A 20,369-nucleotide genomic window follows, 5' to 3' on the forward strand; every position below is an offset into this window, starting at 1 on the left:
CCCAGGATGACACCGGCAATGAACCGAACTTTAGAAACAAGACGCTAGTCAATACGTCTCTTCAACCGCGGCATGCAGACCTCTGAAAATGGGTTGATGAGAAACGTTCCCGGCATCCCTGAGACCAGCACGTTGCCGTCTGCATCGAAGTGCGCCGTCCTGTACTCGCCCTCAGGGAGCGAGTTGATTCTGCGCCAGGTCACGCCTTTGTCGTCGCTCAGGTAGACCCCGGTGATTGAGGTCACGATCGCCCGGTTCAACCGTGCCGGGTCCACATCCACCGAGTAGGCGCGCACGTTCGGCCCCGCCTCGTCCGAGTAGACGTGATAGAGAAACGAGGGGCTCGTCACCTTGGCCACCATCCCCGGCCCCACCGGGTTATACACTCCCCAGCAAGCGGCGATGTGCAGCCCACCGACGACAGTCATGCCGTGGATCGCTGAGTCTGCGCCCACACCATCCACGCGGCTCCATCGCATCGTGTGAAGGTTCAGCAGATACGCCTGGTCGCCGGTTCCAACGTACATGAAGCGCGGATCGGGCGGCCGGGGATCGTCGAACTGAATGGAGAGCAGGTCCATCTCCGAGGGCAGCCCCTGAATCTCCCTCTCCCGCACCCACTGACCCCCCTCCCCCCTGCGGTAGCGATAGAGCTGCGGCGTAAGGTCGAAGTACCCGAACCCGAGGTAGAGCGTGTTGCCATCCGAGGTCATCGCCGCCACATTCGCCCGGACCGGCTCGCCGGGCCTCTTGGTCAACGGCACCTTCGCCGGTCCCTCCTGCACATGAGGGCCGTCGATGGGACGAATGATGGCCGAGAGATCCTTCCCGGTTGGAATCACCTCGAAGGCGCCCTTCTGCGTCGTGAGCACGAACGACCTGCCACCGGGGGCCACAATGAATCCGTTGCGCAGCCCCTCCCCGATCTGTGCCTCAAAGTAGCTTGGGCCGACTCGGGCTACTGGTGCCCATGTCTCGCCACCGTCGGTCGTCTTCGAGATGTACATGGCGCGCTTGTCGGCGGGAACCGTCTCGCTGAGGTCGGCTGACAGCGCCCAGAAGGTGTCCTGGTCGCCGCCTCCCGGCTCCATGGTGGTTGCTTCGATAAAGTCGGCGGCGTAACCGTGGCTGCCGGGAAGCCCGGTAACCTTTTGAACGGCACATTCTGGCGGCTCTTCCACATCTTCTCCGCGGCGCGTCTCGATCACAGGGTGTCGCTTGCGCACTTCAGCGCCGCCTCCCTGCCTCTTCGTGGCGGAGACCTTTCCCGCAGGTGTTTGAGGAGCCACGGATTTTCTAGCCTGCCCTGCAACAGACGACGGCAAGATCAGCAGCAGACCTGCGCCAGCTATCGCCAGACAATGGTTTATGTCGAAACGGAGGCTGCGACGGTACGGCGCGAGGTCCAGCGTCTCGCCCCGCCCGCTCTGCCCACCCCAACCCATAACCAACACCCTACACCCGGCTGGGCACCTTCACCTTCAATCGCTCCACCACCAGTGGGGGAACCAGCGCCGAGACATCGCCGCCTAGCTCAAAGACGCCCTTGATGAGCCGCGAGCTGACGTAGGTGTACTTCTCCGCAGGCATCATAAACAGCGTCTCCAGCTCCGGGTCGAGCTTGCGGTTCATCATGGCCATCTGGAACTCGTACTCATAGTCGGAGATTGCGCGAATACCGCGCAGAACGGCCTTGGCCCCCTGCTCCCGGCAGAAATCGACCAGCAGACCATCAAATGTCGCCACGGTAACGTTACTAAACCCGGCGACAGCCTCGGTAATCATCTCGACGCGCTCCGGCACTGTAAACAAAGGCGTTCCCTTCTCGCTGTTGCGCAGGATCGCTACCACCAGTTCATCGACAATCTTCGATCCGCGTGCGATCAGGTCGAGGTGTCCGTTGGTCAGAGGGTCGAAGGTGCCGGGATAGATTGCCTTTACCGTATGCATGACTTCAGCAGCATACCCTCTTTTCGGGCAAAATGACCCGGACCGTAGTCCTATGCCGGACGATGCCCGTCTCTTGAAGTAGCCGGTAAGAGAGTTCGATTGAGGGCTTTCCCCGCCAGGAACCGCATGTCCATCGACGCCACCGCATCGAACCTCATTCCCGACGTTGAAGCCGTTCCAGCACCGGCTGCGACACCCTTCGACGACATCGACCAGGTAGTGACGACGCACCAGAAGCGCATCTTCCGCTTTCTGTTCTCGTCGGTGCACGATGCCGACCTGGCGCACACGCTTACCCAGGAGACCTTTCTGCGCGCATGGAGCTCGCGCGCGGCCTTTCGCGGCGAATGCTCGGTGACCACCTGGCTTACGCGCATCGCCCTCAACCTGCTTCGCGACCATACGCGCACCGGCCGGTTTCGCTTCTGGCGGCGTGTGGCCTCAAGCTCAGTCGATGCCTCGGAGATCGCGCCGTTTCTTCCCAACTCCGACTCGCCGCTGGAGTCGCGCATGATCGCCAGCGAGCAGATGTCGCTGATCTGGAAGACGGTCAATGAACTGTCCCCGCGGCAACGCACTGTCTTTCTGCTCCGCTTCGTCGACGACATGGAACTGACGGAGATCTCCGCCTCGACGGGCCTTCCTTTAAGCACCGTCAAGAGCCACCTTTACCGCGCCCTTGCTGCCGTGCGCACGCGCCACGCCAACTCTTCTCCATCGGAGTCCTTATGAAGAATCACCTTAACCATGAACAGCTCTGCGACCTGCTGCTTACCAGCCGTTCCGGCTCGCTGCCTGTTGTCTCGATCGAGATCGAGAACTCGCGCGAACACGTTCGCGACTGCCACCTCTGCGCGGCCGAGCTCTCCACGCTCGACCAGTCGCTGCTGCTCTTTCGCTCTACAGCCGACGCCTGGGCCAATCACGAGTGGCACAGCCATCACTCGCTGCTTCAGAGCCGCAACATGAAGCCCGCCAGTACCGGCCTGCTGGCCTTCCTGGCGCGACCTGTCATCTGGGCTTCGGCGGCTGCCATCGCGCTGTTTGCCGCAGCGCTTCCAGTCACGCTGCACTATCTTCCTGGCGCGAAGACAAATGCTCCAACAGCAGTGGCGATACAGACAACGAACACAACGCAATCCGACGAAGCCTTGCTGGAGGAGATCGACCAGACGCTCTCCTCCACAGTCCCAACACCGATGCAGCCTCTGGCCGATCCGACCACGGGCCAGTCGAACACACAAAGGAAGAACTGACCATGACACTCCATCGCTTGATGACGACCATCTCGCTTGCCGTTCTCTGTGGCTCATCTGCCCTGGCCCAGCAAACTGCTCCCGACCCAGCCCCCGAGGCCCAGCCGATGCAACACAGGGTCATCGTTCGCGATATTCAGTTTCGCGGACCGGGTGAGTCCGGTCCCCGCACCGACTTGCGCATAGGGCCGCCCGGAATGTGGTGGAAGAACCCGGACATCGTGCAGAAGCTCTCGCTGACCGCAGACCAGCAGAAGCGCATGGACGACATCTTCCAGCAGAGCCGTCTTCAGTTGATCGACCTGAAGGCCAACGTGGAAAAGCAGGAGCTGCTGCTGGAACCGATGCTCGCGGCCAACCCGCCGGACACCAACAAGGTGCTCGCGCAGATCGACCATGTCGCCAGCGCAAGGGCCGAGTTGGAGAAGGCAAACGCACGCATGCTGCTCGGCATACGCGGCGTGCTCTCGGCAGACCAGTGGACCAAATTGCAGACGGAAAAGCAGGAGATGCACCAGAGGTTCATGCGCAGGCCCAGCGGACCCGGTGGCCCCGGCGGGCCGGGATTCGGCTCCGGAGGTCCACGGCCTCCAAGCGGCCCCAGTGCTTCAAACAGCCTCTACAGGGTATTTCCCGGCGAACAGGGGCCGGCGATCATCGCATCCGTCGCAGGTCCGACCGACGACGACGTTGAGTTTCAGGCGGCAGCCGACGATCTGAATATGTAAACCTCCACAGCACATTCGCAAAACAAAGAGACCCGGCACCTGATCGCCGGGTCTTTTCATGTTCCATGGCCTGAAAAATCAATCGGAGTATGACGGTGCTGGAGTTGAGTCGATAAGATAGTGCGCACTCTACAAACTCATCTTTCCGGGAGAAGAAACCAGCCCTATGGCAACCGCAGCTATCGTCAAAAACCAACCTGCCGCAAACCCCGCACCACTTGGACTCGCGGGCTTCGGACTTACCACCATCGTCCTCAGCGCCATCAATGCCGGCCTTCTGCCTCATGAAGCTGTTGCCGTTGTCGTACCCCTGGCCTTCGCTTACGGCGGCGTTGCGCAGATCATCGCGGGCATCCTCGAGTTCCGCACCGGCAACACCTTCGGCATGGTCGCCTTCACCTCGTACGGCCTCTTCTGGTGGTGGTTTGCCTTCCTGCAGTGGACCATCGGCGCGGGCTGGCTCAAGGCCCCACCGGCCTCCGCCGTCGCCGTCACGCTGCTGGCCTGGGGCGCGTTCACCTTCCTGCTCTGGGTGGTCACCTTCCGCTCCAGCCGCGCCGTCTGGAGCATCTTCCTTCTGCTCTGGATCACCTTCCTCTTCCTGGGCCTCGGCGACTTCGGCCTGACCCTCGGCGGCGTTCGCATGGGAGCCATCGGAGGTTATCTCGGACTGCTCACCGGTATCGATGCCCTTCTGGTTGCCTTCATCGAGGTACTCAACGCGGTCGCAGGTCGCACAGTGGTTCCACTCGGCGATCCGATCATTCGCTAACGGCGAGGCCTTAAACCGCAGAGGCCACGCATCCTGTGCATGGCCTTCGCAATTCCCTTACTTTTTACGTTACGAGCGCCGTCCCTTGACGGCTTCGGTCGCCGCAGCCGCGCCGTTCGCAGGAACGGCGGGGACCTCGGCGGCTGCGTTGGCAGCCGCGATTCCCAGCTTCTTCCTCAGCTCGACATCGATCTTCGCGAAGGTGTCCTTGTTCTCCTTCAGGAAGTTGCGGACGTTCTCGCGTCCCTGCCCAATGCGCTCGCCGGAGTAGCTGTACCATGCTCCGCTCTTCTCCACGATGTTGTGCAGCACCGCGAGGTCGAGCACATCGCCCTCGCGCGAGATGCCCTCGCCATACAGGATGTCGAACTCGGCGTCGCGGAACGGCGCCGCAACCTTGTTCTTGACGATCTTGGTCTTGGTGCGCGAACCCACTACAACGTCGCCGTCCTTGACCGCGCCGATGCGGCGAATGTCGATGCGAACGGAGGAGTAGAACTTCAGCGCGCGTCCGCCGGTCGTCGTCTCCGGGTTACCGAACATGACGCCGATCTTGTCGCGAATCTGGTTGATGAAGATGAGGCAGGTGCGCGACTTGGCCACCGTGCCGGTGAGTTTGCGCAATGCCTGAGACATCAAGCGAGCCTGCAAGCCCATGTGCGAGTCGCCCATCTCGCCGTCGATCTCGGCCTTGGGAACCAGCGCCGCCACTGAGTCCACCACCAGCACGTCGATCGCTCCCGACTTCACCAGCGCATCCACGATCTCAAGCGCCTGCTCGCCATAGTCCGGCTGGCTCACCAGCAGGTTATCGACATCAACGCCAAGCTTCTTCGCATAGGCAGGGTCCAGCGCATGTTCAGCGTCCACAAACGCCGCCAGACCGCCGGCCTTCTGCGCCTCGGCGATGATTTGCAGGGTAATCGTTGTCTTACCCGAGGACTCAGGTCCAAAGATCTCCACCACACGACCGCGCGGCACACCACCTACACCCAGCGCAGCGTCGAACGAGATCGAACCCGTCGAGATGACCGAGATCGGGACAATCGCCTCCTTGGCTCCGAGCCTCATGATCGAGCCCTTGCCAAACTGCTTCTCAAGCTGTGAAAGCGCTGTCTCTATAGCCTTGTTCCGGTCATCTGCCACGTCGTGGGTCTCCTCTGAGTAACGTCAAAACGGATTCTAGCAGTTAAAAACAGAAAGGCAAATAAAAAGCGAAATGGCCATCGTTCTTTTGGCCGCAATGCGCTTATAAACCAAGTGCCAGTTTGCGGTGGAATACCGCGAGCATCATGCTCTTGAGCTGGAGTTCGAGCTCCGGGTCGTAGCGGTAGCCTTCGTCGCGCATAAAGGCGTGGGCGCCGTTGACCTCGAGCCACTGATAGTTGGCCCCTACCTCGTCGAGGCGCGCGAGAATCCTGCGTCGGCCTTCGAGAGGGACGTGCGGGTCCTGGCGTCCCCAGATGTGGAGCAGCTCGCCCTTGATCTCCCCGGCGCGGGCCAGCGAGTCGTCTTTCTTGCCTGCGCCGAGTGTGCCGGAGTGGATATCAGTTGCGTAGAAGCAGACGGCGGCGCGGACCTCGGGGTTCATCGCTGCGCGGAAGGCGAGATGGCCGCCAAGACAGATGCCGACCACGCCCAGCCGCCCGTTGCACTGCGGCATCGCAGCCATATATTTCAGCAGCGAACGAGCATCGTCGTCGTAGGCAGAGAGCTGCTTCGCATACTTGTCGTAGTTGCCCTTGTCAGAGCCAGCCTGATCGTAGGCGAGCACGGTCCCCGCAGGCTCAAGCTCGTGATAGACCTCGGGGACAGCGACCAGGTATCCATGCCCCGCCAAAAACGAGGCGAAGCGGCGAATGGGCCCGGTCATCTGAAAGATCTCCGAGTAAAGGATGATGCCGGGGAACTTCGCGCCTTCAACGGCGGGGTGAAAGAAATACGTCCGCATGGGGCCGTTGGCGGTGGGGATGCCCTGAACGAGGTCGTCTTTGAGAATCATGTGGCTCCTTATTTACGAATTCGTCTCCGTCAACATAACGACGTTTATGAGGACGAATGATCCGAGAGCGATACGGCCTTGGTCGATGAGTGCATTGCCCTGTTATCGCCAAGTTACCGAAAACGCGACTTTCGAGGAAGTATCTCCTGGCGACAAGCGTAGATGTAGGATAGGTCGGCCGCGCACACATGTCAGTGCTGATCAGATCGTGCCCTGGGCACACGGGATGTCCTCGATGTGGTTACCTCGATGACCAACCAGAAACGCCAGCTAAGTGCCAGAAGTCGGGGTGGAGGTTCAGGACGCCGAGAGCAACCCGCAAGATCCTGTGCCTATATGCCCCTAAATCTTTACACCTTTCGTGGGAGGAGACAGATCCCATGATCGGGTTCAATAATGCAGAGAGGGCCTGCCCATGAGGAAACTAATCGGTACTTATCTGCTCGGCGCTATTTGGACCGTCGGTGCGCTGGGTAACGCCAGCGCCCAATCCCGGGAAGCCAGACAGTTGATGGAAGCGACCAACACAGACCGCGCCCAACAGGGCCTTGGCCCGCTCAAGTGGAACCCAGCTCTGGCGCGAGCCGCGCAAAAACACGCTGAGCTGATGGTGGGGCAGCGCACGCTGTTACACCAGTATGGAGGAGAAGCGGATGTGGATACGCGCGTGAGGCAGGAGGGCGCGCACTTTCACGTGGCCGCCGAAAATCTGGCCGCTGCACAGACTCCCGCGGCGCTGGAGACGGCGTGGATGCACTCGCCCCGGCACCGCGCAAATATTCTCGATCCGCGACTGAATGAGATAGGCATAGGGATTGTGCGCCAGGGAGGATATTTGTGGGCGGTGGAGGATTTCTCCGCCGCCGCCGCTGTGTTGGGCTCCTCGCAGATTGAACGTACCATCGGCCAGTTGCTGAACAAGCGTGGCCTCGGGCCGGCAGGTGACGTGGCTGCAGCCCGGGAGACATGTGCAATGGACCATGGTGCTGCGGGAGGTCTGCGGCCGAAATTCGTTATGCGCTGGGAAGCTTCCAGTTTAAACAGGCTGCCCGATGTGCTGGAGCAGAAGATCAGTACAGGGCGCTACCGCACCGCAGCAGTAGGCTCATGCAATATCGGTAACGAGGGGCCAGGATTTACGACATACCACCTTGCTGTACTGCTCTTCTAGGCAGGAACAGATAGGCTTTTGCATCATGCACACTGCCTTCCGAGTATCCCGGTTCTCGAAGAGCGATAAATCGCCAATGCACTTAGCGAGTCGGATTAGTACCGACAAGTCGGCTTATCGGTAGTGATCGCTTGCATTCGCGCCTGACTACTGGACCATCACCGCTTCAGCAAATCCACCGGCTCATTCACATCCTCAATCCTGAAGTGCTTCGCCAGCGCGGGGTGCCGCGCCTCGACGGCCTTGTACATCTCCCAGGCCACGCGGCGGTAGCTGAAGTGTCCCGCCACGCCTGACCGCAGCTCGGAGATGTAGAGGGCTTCGGCGAAGTCCATCTTGAACATGGAGCGGCAGCGCGTTCCCAGCGGCAGCACATACTGTGCCGACTGCGCGGCCTCGGGCACTCCTGAGTCGCGCAGTGAGCGGTAGGCGGCGAAGGCGGCGTCCATTGCGACTTTGTACTCGCTGGCAAGACCGGCCTCGGCGAGCGTGGGCTGGCCGGGGCAGGTGGGTTCGTCGTAGCCGTGCACGTCAGTGTAGCCCTGGAGCAACTGGATGCAGCGGCGGTGGCGGTGCATGTCGCGGAAGCCGCCGATGTCCATGAGGATATCGAAACGGAAGCCCTGTCCTGCGCTGAAACTACGCAGAAGCTCATCGTGGCGGCCGCGGTGCTTCGTGCCTAAGTCAATCAACTCGTCGTGTCGTGCTGCGGTCAACGCCGCGACGTTAGCGCGTAGCTGGCGGTACGGATAATGGCAGTGCGGGTAGAGCAGCGAGGTGGCAAGTTCGACTTCCAGCGGCTCGGAGTCATCCAGCAGGTCGACCACCGGAGCGGGATCGATCGCCTGTCCCTTCATCAGCTCCGTTGCTGCCGCGGCAAGCTCTTTGCGGCTTTCAGCCTGATACACATTTGGCGTGGCGTACTTCACCAGCGTGGGGGCCGTCTTTACCGGACGCATCAGCATCTCTGTCGCGCGCTCGGCGCAGTTGCCGTCGACCGAGCCGATCTCCTCGCAGAGCACCTTTACATCGGCGTGCGCGACGTTCCAGGCTGGCTCGGTTGCGGCCTTGCGCAGCTTCTCGGCGATCTGGCGTATCTCGGCGAACTCGCTGGTCAGCAGGCGCGAGACCTGTGTTTCCAGCGTGCGCGCGTTGACGATCTGGCCTAGCGAGGTGTTGGTCGCAAGAGGAAGAAGATAGCGCGCGACATCGAAGGCCCGTGCCTTGAGCGTGCGTGTGTAGGAGTCTTCCTTCATCTCCTCAGGGCGCGGAATGGCGCGCTTGAGGGCGTCGAGCATCTCCGCGCCGAGCTTCTGGTAGCTGGCGAAGAGCGACTCTATCGCCGCCGTGTACTCCGGGGTCTTCGCGCCGAGGTCCGGGGTGTACCAGCCGGAGCGGCGGAAGTCCTGGTAGCGTGTGGAGCGCTCCTGGCCGTCCCAGCGCTGTTCATCCACCAGGTCTATCGCTGCAAGCAGCGACAGACGTTCCACCGCGAATGGAATATGCGCGAGGTCGGCGATGGAGCGGTGGCCGTACTGAAAATAAAACGTATTGAGGAACTGCTCGGCGCGCTGCGAGCTGATCTCCGCCAGCGACTCCTTCATGCTCAGCGCGGAGCGCGAGTACTTGGCCATGGCATAGGCGAGCACCTCGGGGTCGGCACCGTGGATGGCGTAGACGTCGGTTTCGTTTGGCGCGGCGGCCCTGGCATGGTGGTGGGCCGCGGGGAGCTTGTTCTCGTTCTCAGGCATCGTGGAACTCAGAATACGTCATTCTCCTTCGTATAATGAGACGGGTTTTCCACGGAGGTTCATGAGCACACTCAGCGGTCGTATTGCATTGGTTACAGGAGCTTCGCAGGGCATTGGACGCGCCTGCGCACTTGAGCTGGCTCGTCGCGGGGCGCACGTCGCACTGGCTGCACGCAACGCCGGCAAACTGGCTGAGGTCGCCAACGAGATCGCCGCCGCCGGAGGCACCGCAAAAGCCTTCACGCTCGACGTCTCCAATGAAGAGTCGATCAAGTCGGGCGCCAAGGCCGTCGTCGCCGAGTTCGGCAAGGTCGAGATCCTGGTCAACAACGCCGGTATCACCCGCGACATCCTCTCGATGCGCATGAAGAAGGCCGACTGGGACGATGTGCTGACCACCAACCTTACCGGGGCCTTTCTGCTGACGCAGGCGCTGATGATGCAGATGGTCAAAAACCGCTGGGGGCGTGTCATCAACATCACCTCAGTCGTCGGCGAGACCGGACAGGCGGGGCAGGCAAACTACGCCGCATCGAAGGCGGGATTGATCGGGCTCACCAAGTCGCTCGCCCGCGAGCTGGCCAGCCGGACGATCACCGTTAACGCCGTCGCCCCCGGCTACATCGAGACAGCCATGACCGCCATCCTGACCGATGAGCAGAAGAACGCTATGACGCAGCACATTCCGCTGGGTCGCGTGGGTACGGATATGGACATCGCGCACGCCGTCGCCTTCCTCGCGTCGGAGGAGGCGAGCTACATCACCGGACACACGCTCGACGTGAACGGCGGCATGTACATGGGCTGAGTCACTCGTGCCGCGTATACCCCCTTCGGGTCGCGGCTCCCGTTGGTCGCTGGATAAATGCTTGCGCCGACCAGCGGGAGGCCCGAGGCAAAGCAGTACACAAGTCACGAAGTGACCGCCGTCCGCGCAGGACGCCCGCGCGGCAGCGCATGTTCTTTTGCGACGCTCCCAGGCATCTCAGCATCCTGAATCGTGTCCCTATGTCGAAGATCACCATCCGGGAAGCCAGCAGCGCCGAAGACCTCTCCGCCGCGCGCCGCCTGATGCGCGAGTACGGCGAGTTCCTCGTCAACAATCCCTCGGGCGCAGCAAGCATCTGTCTGACCGGCTACGAGCAGGAGTTGCAACAGCTTCCGAATGGCTACTCTGTCATCCTCCTCGCCGAGGCCGACGGCGTGCCTGCCGGCTGCATCGCTTTGCGCGAGATAAGCAGGCCGGAGCGCGCCTGCGAGATGAAGCGGCTGTGGGTTGGCGATCGGTTTCGTGGCCTGCGGCTGGGTCGCAGGCTGATCGAAGACGCTCTCACCTGGGCGCAGAGCAAAGGATTCGAGAGCATGTATCTCGACACCGTACCCGCGGCCATGCCGGAGGCAAACCGGCTCTATGCGAGTATGGGCTTCAGGCCCGCCGAGCGCTACAACACGAACCCGGTCGCCGGGGTGGAGTTCTTCTTCCGGCCAATCGGGAATGTCCGATAACCCGAAAAAGTCTGTTGCCGTAAGAGGTTCCATCGGGCCCTGGGGTTCAAGTAAGGCTTCAAGTCGTGAGGGGCATCTAGCTGGTGATGAACCTCGGGTGGTACGGAAGTGTCACATCTTTACCAACTTAGGCATTGACCGCAACTCCGGACCTGTTTACTTTGTGGCTAATGGCCGTCATGCAAACACTTCCTGCCGAAATCGAGAACGAGTCCGCCGAGGCTCTTTCCATTGCAATGAACATTGGAGCAACCATCCGCGACTATCGCCTGCAGAAGGGTATGTCGCAGGGCGACATCGAGAAGCGCACGGGGCTGCTGCGCTGCTATCTGTCGCGCGTGGAAAACGGCCACACCGTCCCCTCGCTGGAGACGCTACAGAAGATCGCCCGCGCGCTCGATCTTCAGCTCTCCGAGTTTTTCGCGGAAGAGATGGTCGGCAAGGAGATGTCGTCCCTCCACCTGAACGAGGAGGAGATCCGCTTCCTCACGCAGGTCCAGCGCTACTCCGCCCACCTGGGCGACAGCGACCGCAGGCTGCTGCTGGCCATGGTCAGGAAGTTCGCCCAGACGACCCTGAGCTAGGACAGTAGCTCTCTCGCGGCTTCACAGAAAATGCAGGTCCTTCGACTCCGCTACGCTTCGCTCAGGATGATATTTCATTGAGTTGTCATCTTTTGCGGACGTTTGCGATCAGCCTGTCTTCACCAGGCTTGCTAACAGATAGCCAAACAGCGACAAGATGAACGCCGCCGTGAGGAACGTCAGCTTCTGCCGCTGGAGATATCGCGCCCGTCCGCTGGTCATGCGTGGGATCAGTGGGACTCCCAGCGCGAGGCCGGACAGGAAGCCACCCACGTGGGCCGAGTTGTCGATACGGATCAGCGGGACCGCGATGGTTGCGAGACCGATGATCAGATTCAGTCCAGCGAACTGGATCACCGACTTGCGCAGGCGTTTCAGCTCAAACGCGGGTATTGGCAGCTTGTGATTCGAGAGCAGAACGATCAGGATTCCTGCAAGACCGAAGACGGCCCCGGAGGCCCCGGCCCCGACAGAAAAGATATCGTGCCAGAGGAAGGTATTCACTCCCATGCTGAGCAGGTTTCCCGCAACGCCCGTCAGCATGTAGACGGCGATCATGCCCCAGCGCCCGAGCAGCGGCTCGCCCAGCAGGCCCAGGTTCCAGAGACACCACATGTTGGTCAGCAGATGGATCAGCCCGACGTGAACGAAGGTCGCCGTCAGCAGGCGGTACCACTGGCCGTGGAGCACCAGCGCGGGAACGTTCGCGCCGAAGTGAATCAGTTGGATCGGCGTCGGCGAGGCAGGGTCGACGCCGTGCAGCACCATCCAGAGATACACGGCGCAGTTGATCCCCACCAGCACGTAGGTTCCCGGGGCGGAGAGGATGCTGCGCGTCTGACGTCGCGACGGAGCGACGTTCTCGGCCGAATACGCTGCCTCCGATCCGTCCGGCGGCAGAATCTCGCCCTGCGATTGTGGAGAGGAGGACATTAAGTACAGGGGGTAGGGCTTAGGAAATAAGGAACGACCACATGCAGATTATCTCCGAATGGGATTTGCTCCAGCAAGACAGAACCATTGTTAAGGGCAATTTTTATCTGGTAGCGGCCACGAGGTGGAGTCGTTTCTATTCCCTGTCTCTTCAGGCCGCTTTGCTGAAGCGCTCGCGCAGGTCGGCGGGGATACGCTCCTGTACGATGCCGCCGAGGAACTTCGGCAGCGGCGTTGCGATGGCGACCAGAACCCAGAGTAGTGTGGAAAGTATGATTCCCGTGATGGCGACTGCTTCCAGCGAGATGGCTACAGCGTGAGCCTGGGTGACGTGCACATGCAGCTTGCCGATATGGGTAATCAGCTCAAACCTGTGGATGAGGATCGCTGCCAGCAGGAAAGCCGCAATGGAAAGCGTACTCACCGAGATCAGCAGAACGTCGACGGTGCGGGAGACACGCTGGCGATGACGGCAGTATCCGCACTCCGAGAAGTGCTGCTCGTAGTCGGTGCGCATGGCCGGTGAGAGGCCCGAGATGTCGTAACGCCAACCGGAGAGAATGTCGCCTACCACCTGATCGGTGCAGGTGGCCGAACGCTCGCGGCGGTTAACGGCATGTCTTGCAACAGTTTTATCCATGGGCCTGTGTAAATCCATTCTACCTTGTTTGACTCTCCTCGCAGGCAAAAGATTCCAATTGGTCTGGTCGAAGTAGTAACCGCTGTAATACGGCATTCAAAGACGCAAACGCTCTCTACTGCGGGTAAACCATTCCTCTACAGGCAGATAGGTTCAAGCGGTGCAGCCTGCTCCGCCAGCAGGATTCGATTGCCGAGCAACGTGGGGCGCCCCGAGAGCGCCTGTTCCGCTGCCAGGCGGGCAAGCTCAGGGGCGTTATTGGACTCGGAGAGGTGTCCAAGAACGATGAAGCTGGCCGATCCGTCGTAGTCCTGCTCCAGAAACTCCGCCGTCGCCAGGTTCGAGAGATGTCCTACGCGCGAGAGCACGCGCTGTTTGACTGACCATGGGTAGGGGCCGTCCTTCAGCATCTCCAGGTCGTGGTTCGACTCCAGCAGCAGCGCATCGATGCGCTTGAGCGCGATCTTTACATTCGGCGGCATGTAGCCGAGGTCCGTGGCGATTGCCATGCGCGCTCCCTCGGCGCTGAAGACGAAGCCGCAGGGGTCGGCGGCGTCGTGAGGAATCGTAAACGGCGTAATCTCGATGTCGCCGATAGAGAACTGCCGCCCGGAGTGGAAGTACTCGACCGCAGGCAGGAAGGCCGGGTCGACCTTCGCGCGCTCTTTTTGCTCCGCCTCCGGCTCGTCCGGATCCGCGATCTCTTCCGCAGAACTGGCTGCGTTCTCCACCGCCGCCGACATGCTGTCGCAGACTCCCGGTTCCGCGCCAGCGGCGTCAAGTGCGGCGGCCTGCGCCCGCGCCTCCTTCTCCTTCTGCACCTTGTCGAGCCACGCTGCATAGGTCATCGTCTGGCGGGGCGTGATCATGCGCACCCAGGCGCGATGGGTCGGCTCGGTGAAGTAGACCGGGATTCCCAGTTTGCGCGCCAGCACGCCCAGTCCGGCGACGTGGTCCTGGTGCTCGTGGGTAATAAGAATGGCATCGAGCGACGCGGGGTTCTCCCCAGCGATCGTCATGCGCTTGATCAACTCGCGGCAGGAGAGCCCTGCGTCCACCAGGACGCGCGTCCGCGAAGAAGAGATGACGGTGCTGTTGCCCTTGGAGCCGGAGGCGAGCACAGTCATACGCATCATTTCGCCAGAATACGCTGGTTCACTGTGGAGATACGGCCGAATGTGTACAAAGTAGTTACCTGCTCTTCCATGAGCCGTTTCATTGCCACGTAGAGCGAAAAACTGGAAGATGTTTTCCCTCGATCAGAGCCAATCTTTTTCCACTTTTACCGGAGTTGGAAGCTACGTCTTTCCCCACAACCCCTCACATTTTTTGAAAATGTGCATTTTTTTGCATATTTTCGGGATTTGGCGTCTCAGTTGCTTCATCCCTTGCGTTGAAACATCTTGCCGAAAGGGTTTTAGGTAAATGAAGAAATCAATTCTCCTGGGTTCTCTTGCAGTGATCTTTGGGCTTGCACCTTTGACAGCCTGTGCGGATACGATCTTTAGTCTCAACTACAGTGCCTGCTCGTCAGGCTGCTCGGTTCTCCCGGCCGGTACGGTGGAACTTCAGCAGAACGGCGCCAACAGCGTTAATGTCTCAGTGTCTCTGGCCTCGGACTACAGCTTCCGGCAGGCTCCGGACAACAACCACCACTCCCTGGTCTTTGATCTGAGCGGCGTATCAGGGGTAAGCGCAACCAACATTGCCAGCGGCCCCACATCGCAGACCTTCAGCTTTCTCGGGCTTGGTTCGTACAAGGATGCCGGACTGGGAAGCAACTTCCAGTACGCCTTCGATTGCACAACCTGCGCGAAAGGAGCTACCGGCACGCCGACTCAGTCACTGACGTTTACGTTGACGGGCACCGGCCTTACGGAGTCCAGCTTCGTCTCGAATGGTTCGTATTACTTCGGGGTCGATGTCGTAGGACTGGATTCGGCTGCGGGCATTGGACTTACGGGCAACATCGGCGCAACCGGGCCGGGCTCCCCTGTCGCTCCCCCTGCCGTTCCCGAGCCGTCCTCGTTACTGCTGTTCGGAACCGGTCTGACTGCCATCGGCGGCATGATCCGTAAGCGGATGACAGGAGCTTTCACCCGGTAGTAAGCGCGACCGAGCGCATACTCTTATCCCGAAAGGCCCTGCACCTCTGGTTCAGGGCCTTTTTCACAGCGATGGAGCCGGTGTAACGCTCGCAATATCGGCCAGCAGGATAGAGTGCCCCGTCGCACCCTTCTGCACGTAGCCGCTGGGCGTGGGCTCCACTTCGAGGCAGAACAGGTCCGGCGTATCGCCCTCGTCGAAGACCACGAGAAGCCGCGCGAGCATGTGGCCGCCGTCTTCCGTCTCCAGCAGGACGACCTCGTCAATCTGCGTCTTCAGGAATTTGAGTTCGGCGTCAGTCACGGCTTTTGGGGGTGACGCAGAGGTGCGAGAAAGTTGACCGTGGAGCGCATGACGACCTCGTTGCGCTGGTTGTAGGCGAGCGTTCGCGTGCGCACCACGCCGTAGTCCTTGCGCGAGTTCGACTGGCGTACGCCGACGACCTCAATCTCGGTGCGGAGGGTGTCGCCGGGGCGGACGGGCATCGTCCAGCGCATCTCCTCGACGCCGGCGCCGATCATTCCCCCGGCAACCGGGACCGACTGCACCCGCAGGCGCATGACGATCGCTGCGGTCAGCCACCCCGACGCTGCCAGCCCCTTGAAGAAGGACCCCTCGCCCGCGGCCTCGTCCAGGTGGAAGGGCTGGGGATCGTATTTCTGGCCAAACTCCTTGATCTCCTCGGCGGTCACCTTCGCGCTTCCTACCGAGTTCATCTTCTGGCCAACGTAAAAGTCTTCGAAGTAAAGCTCCTGCGGCATGATCTCTCCTGATCAGCTAGTGTACCTGCGGTTCGATGATGCTGGCGCTATGAGTAGGTGTAGAAGCCGCGGCCCGACTTGCGCCCCAGCCATCCGGCGTCGACCATGCGGACGAGCAGCGGGCAGGGCCGGTACTTCGGGTCGCCGGTTCCCTCCTCGAGCACGCGCAGGATGTCGAGGCACACATCGAGGCCGATGAAGTCGGCCAGCGTCAGCGGGCCCATGGGATGCGCCATGCCGAGCTGAAACACCTTGTCGACGGCCTCGGCTGTGGCGACCCCCTCCATCACGGCGAAGATGGCCTCGTTGATCATGGGCAGCAGCACGCGGTTGGAGACGAAGCCCGCCGCGTCGTTGACCTCGACCGGCGTCTTGCCCAGCGCGATCGCGAGCGCGTGCACGGCATCGAAGGCCGGCTGCGAGGTCTGGAGCCCGCGGATCACCTCCACAAGCTGCATCACCGGGACAGGGTTGAAGAAGTGCATCCCGATCACCTGCGCCGGACGCTTCGTCTGTGCAGCGAGTTTCGTGATCGAGATCGAGCTGGTGTTCGAGGCGATGAGCGCCTCAGGGCGAAGGATGCAATCCAGCTCGCGGAAGAGCGTCGATTTGATCTCGAACCTCTCGGTCGCCGCCTCAACGACAATATCGGCGTCCCGGAGCGTCTCAAGGCTGAGCGTCGGCGCTATGCGCGCACGCGCCTCCTCCGCCTGCGCGACGGTGAGCTTCTGCTTGGCGACCTCGCGCGAGAGGTTCTTCTCGATCGTCGCCAGGCCGCGGTCGAGAGATGCCTGCTGGTGATCGCAGAGCATCACACGGAAACCCGAGCGCGCGGCCACGTGGGCGATTCCGTTGCCCATGGTTCCGGCGCCGAGCACTGCAATGGTTTGGATGGTCTGTGTCGTCATCTTTTCAAGACCCCGAGATAGCGGTTGCGATGCGTTGGAGGCCCAGGGGAGATACGCCTGTTCTTCAGACGGCATGGACTGAGATCAGCAGGACCGTGATGTTATCTCCGCCGCCATTCTCGTTGGCGGCGTCGACCAACGCCTTGCAGGCGGTGTGCAGGTCGGATTTCTTTGGGCTTTGCGGAATGTCGCTCAGTATCCCGGCAATCGCCTCGTCGGTCAGCTCACGGTTGAGTCCATCGGAGGCCAGCAGGTAGAGATCGCCGGCGTGAGGGCGATGGCCGTGGATCTCAGGCTCGACCGTGGTCTGCGAACCGACGGCGCGGGTGATCAGGTTGCGCATGGGGGACTCTGCCGCCTGCTGCGCCGTGATCTGTCCGGCGCGAAGCTGCTCCTCCACCAGCGAGTGGTCGCGCGTGAGCAGCTTGAGGTTGCCGCGCCGTTTCAAATAGCAACGGCTGTCTCCCACATGCACCAGCCACAACGTTGGCGGGTCGGTGGCACGCGCATTGGTATGGTTGCGCGCGCTGCGCTTCGGGCCTGTCTCTTCGCCCCGGGCGACGATGGGCGCATGAAGCAGGCCGACAAGCGTCGTTCCCATGCCGGTAAGCTGCGGGGTCTGACGCGCCTGTTGATAGATGGCCTGGTTGGCTGCCTGTACGGCGGCGTCGATGCGCGACTGCACGCGCGTATGCGGCGTTCCGTTGGGGGCCAGATGAGCAAGAAAGGTCTCGACCGCGAGATGGCTTGCCACCTCGCCTCCGGCTGCGCCTCCCATGCCGTCGCAGACGACATACGCATCGGACGAGGGCGATGCCGCGCACGCATCCTCATTGGCGCGGCGGACCCGGCCTTTGTCGGAGAGCATGGCGTAGATGAGCTTGTTGGCTGCCAATCGAAAAAATCTGTCCGCAGAAAACAATACACGGATAGTCTGCGGCGTCAAAGGCTGCGTTAGTGTTATTGAGAAGACGAAAGGAATGGGATGGACCAGGGTGGGAACCGGATCCTTCCAGGCGACAACCTGAAGGCTCTGAAGAAGATGGAGAGCGGATCGGTGAATCTGATCTATGTCGACCCTCCGTTCAATACGGGAAGACAGCAGAAGCGCCCGCAGATCAAGACCGTGCGCGATGAAAACGGCGACCGCGTGGGCTTTGGAGGCCACCGCTACCGTACCGAGCTGGTCACCGGAAGCCGGGCCGGGGCGGGCTATCGCGACTGCTTCGACGACTTTACCGGTTTCCTGCGGCCGCGCATGGAGGAGGCTCACCGCATCCTGTCCGCAACCGGCTCGCTGTTTTTCCACATCGACTACCGCGAGGTGCACTACTGCAAGGTGATGCTCGACGAGATCTTCGGCCGCGAGTGCTTTCAGAACGAGATCATCTGGGCCTACGACTACGGCGCTCGCGCAAAGAAGAAATGGCCCGCCAAGCACGACAACATTCTTTGGTACACGAAAGATCCGGAGCGCTACACCTTCAACCTCGACGAGTGTGACCGCATCCCCTACATGGCCCCCGGCCTGGTGGGGGAGGAGAAGGCCGCCCGCGGCAAGACGCCGACCGACGTCTGGTGGCACACCATCGTCTCGCCGACCGGCAAGGAGAAGACCGGCTACGCCACGCAGAAGCCGCTGGGAATACTTGAGCGGATCGTGAAGGTGCACACCAATCCCGGCGAGACGGTGCTCGACTTCTTCGCCGGCAGCGGGACGACAGGCGAGGCGGCGGCAAAGTGCGATCGCCAGTTCGTGCTGGTCGACGAGAGCAAGGAAGCGATCAAAGTGATGCGCCGCAGGCTGAAGAAATATCTGTGATGCTGATTACGTTCCGACTGCCTTGAACCCATAGGTCTCGTAGTGCGTCGTCATCCTGCCGTTGGCGACGTTCACCACAGTGAAGCCCTCGGGCGTGCCCATGCGGGCGCCCTTCCACCAGTTGCCGCAGATCGCTCCGCTGGTGACGTAGTTGATCCCCTTGTACTCCACGTTCTCGTTGATATGCGTGTGTCCCTGGAGGACGCCAATGACGTTGCGACCTGCGAAGAGATCAACCGCCTCGTTGGCGTTGGCCACCGTCAGCGTATGGCGGGACGAAGGTTTGAGCGGCTCGGGAATGTACGAAGCGAAGGCCGACACCAGCGGCATGTGCACCGAGACGATGATCGGCGTCCCCTGCGGTAACGCGGCGAGATCGGCCTTCAGCCATGCGAGCTGTTCCGCATCGATACGTCCCTCGTAGGCGTGGTCGTCGGTGATGCCGATCGAGTCGAGCACGATGATGTGGTGCCCCTTGTGGTCGAAACTGTAATACCGCTTGCCGAAGCGGTCCTCAAAGAGCTTCTTGCCGTAGAGCGGATCGGTCGGAGCGATCCCACTCGCCGGATAGATACCGAGCACATCGTGATTGCCCACCGTGTGATAGACCTTGAGCCCCAGGTCCTGCTCCGTCTTCGCATACAGGTCGAACAACTGCAACGCGCGCTGCTTCGGCACGCCGAGCGCGTCGAAGACGTGGTCGCCGCCGTTGATGGCGAAGTCCGCCTTGAAGGTTCGCGCCTTCTTCATCGCCATGTCGGTGCCGACGACGCCGTTCAGCTCCGGCTGAAGGTGCGCGTCGGTGATGAAGACAAACGAAAATGGTTCGACCTTCGCCGGTGCTGCGAAGAGATGCGTCGGAGCCGCAGCTGCTGCGCCGGCGGCTCCCAGGAGTGCGAGGAACTCTCTGCGGGTCGTATTCACGCGCCTATTTTAGCTCTCCCATGTGACGGGATGAAAAACCTGCCGCCTGAAAACCCGCCCGCGCATCGTAGAATCGAGCGATGAAGTATCTCGTGGCTCTTCTGGCCTTTGCAGGTATTGTCGTCGCCTCGATGGCGCTGCATGTGCACTACATGGATCCTTCCCAGGCTCCGCCCTGCGCCGTCACCGAGAAGTTCGATTGCGGCGCGGTCAATCACAGCCGGTTTGCCGTCTTCCCTCCGCGCACCTTCGACGAAGCTCCCACCGGCGGCCATCACATTCCGGTCGCGACGCTGGGCATCGTAGGCTATGCGCTGATCGCGATCCTCGCGCTTGCCGGATACTGGCGGCTCACCTTTCTTGCGTCGCTCGCCGGGTTCATGTGCGCGGGATTTCTCAGCTATCTTGAGGCCTACGTTCTTGAGAAGTGGTGCATCTACTGCCTGTGGTCGCAGGGCATCGTCACCGCAATCTTTCTTGTGACCTCGGCCGTGCTCGCCATGCAGTGGATACAGTCGCGCCGCTTGAACACAACGGAAAGGTAGACGAAGAGAC

The 20,369-nt window shown here is 61.2% G+C and carries 24 protein-coding genes; 11 read left to right on the forward strand and 13 right to left on the reverse strand.

The genetic code is table 11. The annotated features are described in order from the left end of the window. Positions 1-44: 44 nt before the first annotated feature. Complete coding sequence (locus tag JSS95_13730) at positions 45-1,445, reverse strand: hypothetical protein (protein ID MBS1800870.1); 1,401 nt, start codon at positions 1,443-1,445, stop codon at positions 45-47. A gap of 10 nt (positions 1,446-1,455) precedes the next feature. Further along, positions 1,456-1,950: a pantetheine-phosphate adenylyltransferase gene (coaD, locus tag JSS95_13735; GenBank protein MBS1800871.1), complete on the reverse strand. Its 495-nt coding sequence runs from the start codon at positions 1,948-1,950 to the stop codon at positions 1,456-1,458. 126 nt (positions 1,951-2,076) lie between these two features. Between coaD and JSS95_13740 the strand changes: the two genes are divergently transcribed. The 4 genes from JSS95_13740 to JSS95_13755 all read left to right on the forward strand — a co-directional run bounded on the left by JSS95_13740 (position 2,077) and on the right by JSS95_13755 (position 4,706). Continuing rightward, positions 2,077-2,682, forward strand: a complete 606-nt coding sequence (locus JSS95_13740) for an RNA polymerase sigma factor (GenBank protein ID MBS1800872.1) — start codon at positions 2,077-2,079, stop codon at positions 2,680-2,682. After that, positions 2,679-3,206, forward strand: a complete 528-nt coding sequence (locus JSS95_13745) for a hypothetical protein (GenBank protein ID MBS1800873.1) — start codon at positions 2,679-2,681, stop codon at positions 3,204-3,206. Before JSS95_13740 ends, JSS95_13745 begins: the two co-directional genes overlap by 4 nt. A gap of 2 nt (positions 3,207-3,208) precedes the next feature. Further along, complete coding sequence (locus JSS95_13750) at positions 3,209-3,934, forward strand: Spy/CpxP family protein refolding chaperone (GenBank protein MBS1800874.1); 726 nt, start codon at positions 3,209-3,211, stop codon at positions 3,932-3,934. A gap of 166 nt (positions 3,935-4,100) precedes the next feature. Continuing rightward, positions 4,101-4,706, forward strand: a complete 606-nt coding sequence (locus tag JSS95_13755) for an acetate uptake transporter (GenBank protein ID MBS1800875.1) — start codon at positions 4,101-4,103, stop codon at positions 4,704-4,706. A gap of 69 nt (positions 4,707-4,775) precedes the next feature. Here JSS95_13755 and recA read toward each other — a convergent pair whose 3' ends face one another. Together recA and JSS95_13765 are read right to left on the reverse strand one after the other, a co-directional pair. Continuing rightward, complete coding sequence (gene recA / locus JSS95_13760) at positions 4,776-5,852, reverse strand: recombinase RecA (protein MBS1800876.1); 1,077 nt, start codon at positions 5,850-5,852, stop codon at positions 4,776-4,778. Positions 5,853-5,955: 103 nt separating this feature from the next. Next, positions 5,956-6,708 (reverse strand): dienelactone hydrolase family protein, encoded by a 753-nt coding sequence (locus JSS95_13765; protein ID MBS1800877.1) that lies wholly within the window; start codon positions 6,706-6,708, stop codon positions 5,956-5,958. Between the two features lie 415 nt (positions 6,709-7,123). Here JSS95_13765 and JSS95_13770 point away from each other — a divergent pair, with 415 nt between their 5' ends. Beyond that, entirely contained in the window at positions 7,124-7,879 is a 756-nt protein-coding gene (locus JSS95_13770; protein ID MBS1800878.1) for a hypothetical protein, read from the forward strand. A 158-nt stretch (positions 7,880-8,037) separates the two neighbouring features. Here JSS95_13770 and JSS95_13775 read toward each other — a convergent pair whose 3' ends face one another. Continuing rightward, positions 8,038-9,630 (reverse strand): FAD-dependent thymidylate synthase, encoded by a 1,593-nt coding sequence (locus JSS95_13775; protein ID MBS1800879.1) that lies wholly within the window; start codon positions 9,628-9,630, stop codon positions 8,038-8,040. Between the two features lie 61 nt (positions 9,631-9,691). On the opposite strand from JSS95_13775, the gene fabG reads away from it, so the two are divergent. From fabG to JSS95_13790, 3 genes are all read left to right on the forward strand, one after another. After that, a complete protein-coding gene (fabG, locus tag JSS95_13780) occupies positions 9,692-10,438 on the forward strand; it encodes a 3-oxoacyl-[acyl-carrier-protein] reductase (protein MBS1800880.1) in 747 nt (248 codons plus the stop codon). A gap of 200 nt (positions 10,439-10,638) precedes the next feature. Beyond that, positions 10,639-11,136 (forward strand): GNAT family N-acetyltransferase, encoded by a 498-nt coding sequence (locus JSS95_13785; protein MBS1800881.1) that lies wholly within the window; start codon positions 10,639-10,641, stop codon positions 11,134-11,136. 170 nt (positions 11,137-11,306) lie between these two features. Then, positions 11,307-11,720: a helix-turn-helix transcriptional regulator gene (locus JSS95_13790; GenBank protein MBS1800882.1), complete on the forward strand. Its 414-nt coding sequence runs from the start codon at positions 11,307-11,309 to the stop codon at positions 11,718-11,720. A gap of 108 nt (positions 11,721-11,828) precedes the next feature. Here JSS95_13790 and JSS95_13795 read toward each other — a convergent pair whose 3' ends face one another. The 3 genes from JSS95_13795 to JSS95_13805 all read right to left on the reverse strand — a co-directional run bounded on the left by JSS95_13795 (position 11,829) and on the right by JSS95_13805 (position 14,429). Then, on the reverse strand, positions 11,829-12,653 hold the full coding sequence (locus JSS95_13795) for a rhomboid family intramembrane serine protease (GenBank protein MBS1800883.1): 825 nt from the start codon (positions 12,651-12,653) through the stop codon (positions 11,829-11,831). A 151-nt stretch (positions 12,654-12,804) separates the two neighbouring features. Then, positions 12,805-13,293 carry a hypothetical protein gene (locus JSS95_13800; protein ID MBS1800884.1) on the reverse strand — a complete coding sequence of 163 codons (489 nt, stop codon included), beginning with the start codon at positions 13,291-13,293 and terminating at the stop codon, positions 12,805-12,807. A gap of 137 nt (positions 13,294-13,430) precedes the next feature. Beyond that, a complete protein-coding gene (locus tag JSS95_13805; protein ID MBS1800885.1) occupies positions 13,431-14,429 on the reverse strand; it encodes an MBL fold metallo-hydrolase in 999 nt (332 codons plus the stop codon). Positions 14,430-14,718: 289 nt separating this feature from the next. On the opposite strand from JSS95_13805, the gene JSS95_13810 reads away from it, so the two are divergent. Beyond that, positions 14,719-15,399 (forward strand): PEP-CTERM sorting domain-containing protein, encoded by a 681-nt coding sequence (locus tag JSS95_13810; GenBank protein MBS1800886.1) that lies wholly within the window; start codon positions 14,719-14,721, stop codon positions 15,397-15,399. A gap of 63 nt (positions 15,400-15,462) precedes the next feature. Here JSS95_13810 and JSS95_13815 read toward each other — a convergent pair whose 3' ends face one another. The 4 genes from JSS95_13815 to JSS95_13830 all read right to left on the reverse strand — a co-directional run bounded on the left by JSS95_13815 (position 15,463) and on the right by JSS95_13830 (position 17,963). Then, positions 15,463-15,702 carry a hypothetical protein gene (locus JSS95_13815; protein ID MBS1800887.1) on the reverse strand — a complete coding sequence of 80 codons (240 nt, stop codon included), beginning with the start codon at positions 15,700-15,702 and terminating at the stop codon, positions 15,463-15,465. Next, on the reverse strand, positions 15,699-16,160 hold the full coding sequence (locus JSS95_13820) for a MaoC family dehydratase (protein MBS1800888.1): 462 nt from the start codon (positions 16,158-16,160) through the stop codon (positions 15,699-15,701). The genes JSS95_13815 and JSS95_13820 overlap by 4 nt, the downstream gene beginning before the upstream one ends. A gap of 47 nt (positions 16,161-16,207) precedes the next feature. Beyond that, positions 16,208-17,068, reverse strand: coding sequence for a 3-hydroxybutyryl-CoA dehydrogenase (locus JSS95_13825; protein MBS1800889.1), 861 nt, complete (start codon positions 17,066-17,068; stop codon positions 16,208-16,210). A 64-nt stretch (positions 17,069-17,132) separates the two neighbouring features. Next, positions 17,133-17,963 (reverse strand): serine/threonine-protein phosphatase, encoded by an 831-nt coding sequence (locus JSS95_13830; protein MBS1800890.1) that lies wholly within the window; start codon positions 17,961-17,963, stop codon positions 17,133-17,135. A 90-nt stretch (positions 17,964-18,053) separates the two neighbouring features. Here JSS95_13830 and JSS95_13835 point away from each other — a divergent pair, with 90 nt between their 5' ends. Continuing rightward, the gene (locus JSS95_13835; protein MBS1800891.1) at positions 18,054-18,890 is read left to right on the forward strand and encodes a site-specific DNA-methyltransferase; all 837 of its coding nucleotides are present in this window, start codon (positions 18,054-18,056) and stop codon (positions 18,888-18,890) included. A 6-nt stretch (positions 18,891-18,896) separates the two neighbouring features. Here JSS95_13835 and JSS95_13840 read toward each other — a convergent pair whose 3' ends face one another. Then, on the reverse strand, positions 18,897-19,814 hold the full coding sequence (locus JSS95_13840) for a metallophosphoesterase (GenBank protein MBS1800892.1): 918 nt from the start codon (positions 19,812-19,814) through the stop codon (positions 18,897-18,899). Positions 19,815-19,894: 80 nt separating this feature from the next. Here JSS95_13840 and JSS95_13845 point away from each other — a divergent pair, with 80 nt between their 5' ends. Then, positions 19,895-20,359 (forward strand): vitamin K epoxide reductase family protein, encoded by a 465-nt coding sequence (locus JSS95_13845; GenBank protein ID MBS1800893.1) that lies wholly within the window; start codon positions 19,895-19,897, stop codon positions 20,357-20,359. The last annotated feature ends 10 nt before the right edge of the window (positions 20,360-20,369 follow it).

The organism is Acidobacteriota bacterium, from assembly GCA_018268895.1.
Taxonomy (GTDB): domain Bacteria; phylum Acidobacteriota; class Terriglobia; order Terriglobales; family Acidobacteriaceae; genus Edaphobacter.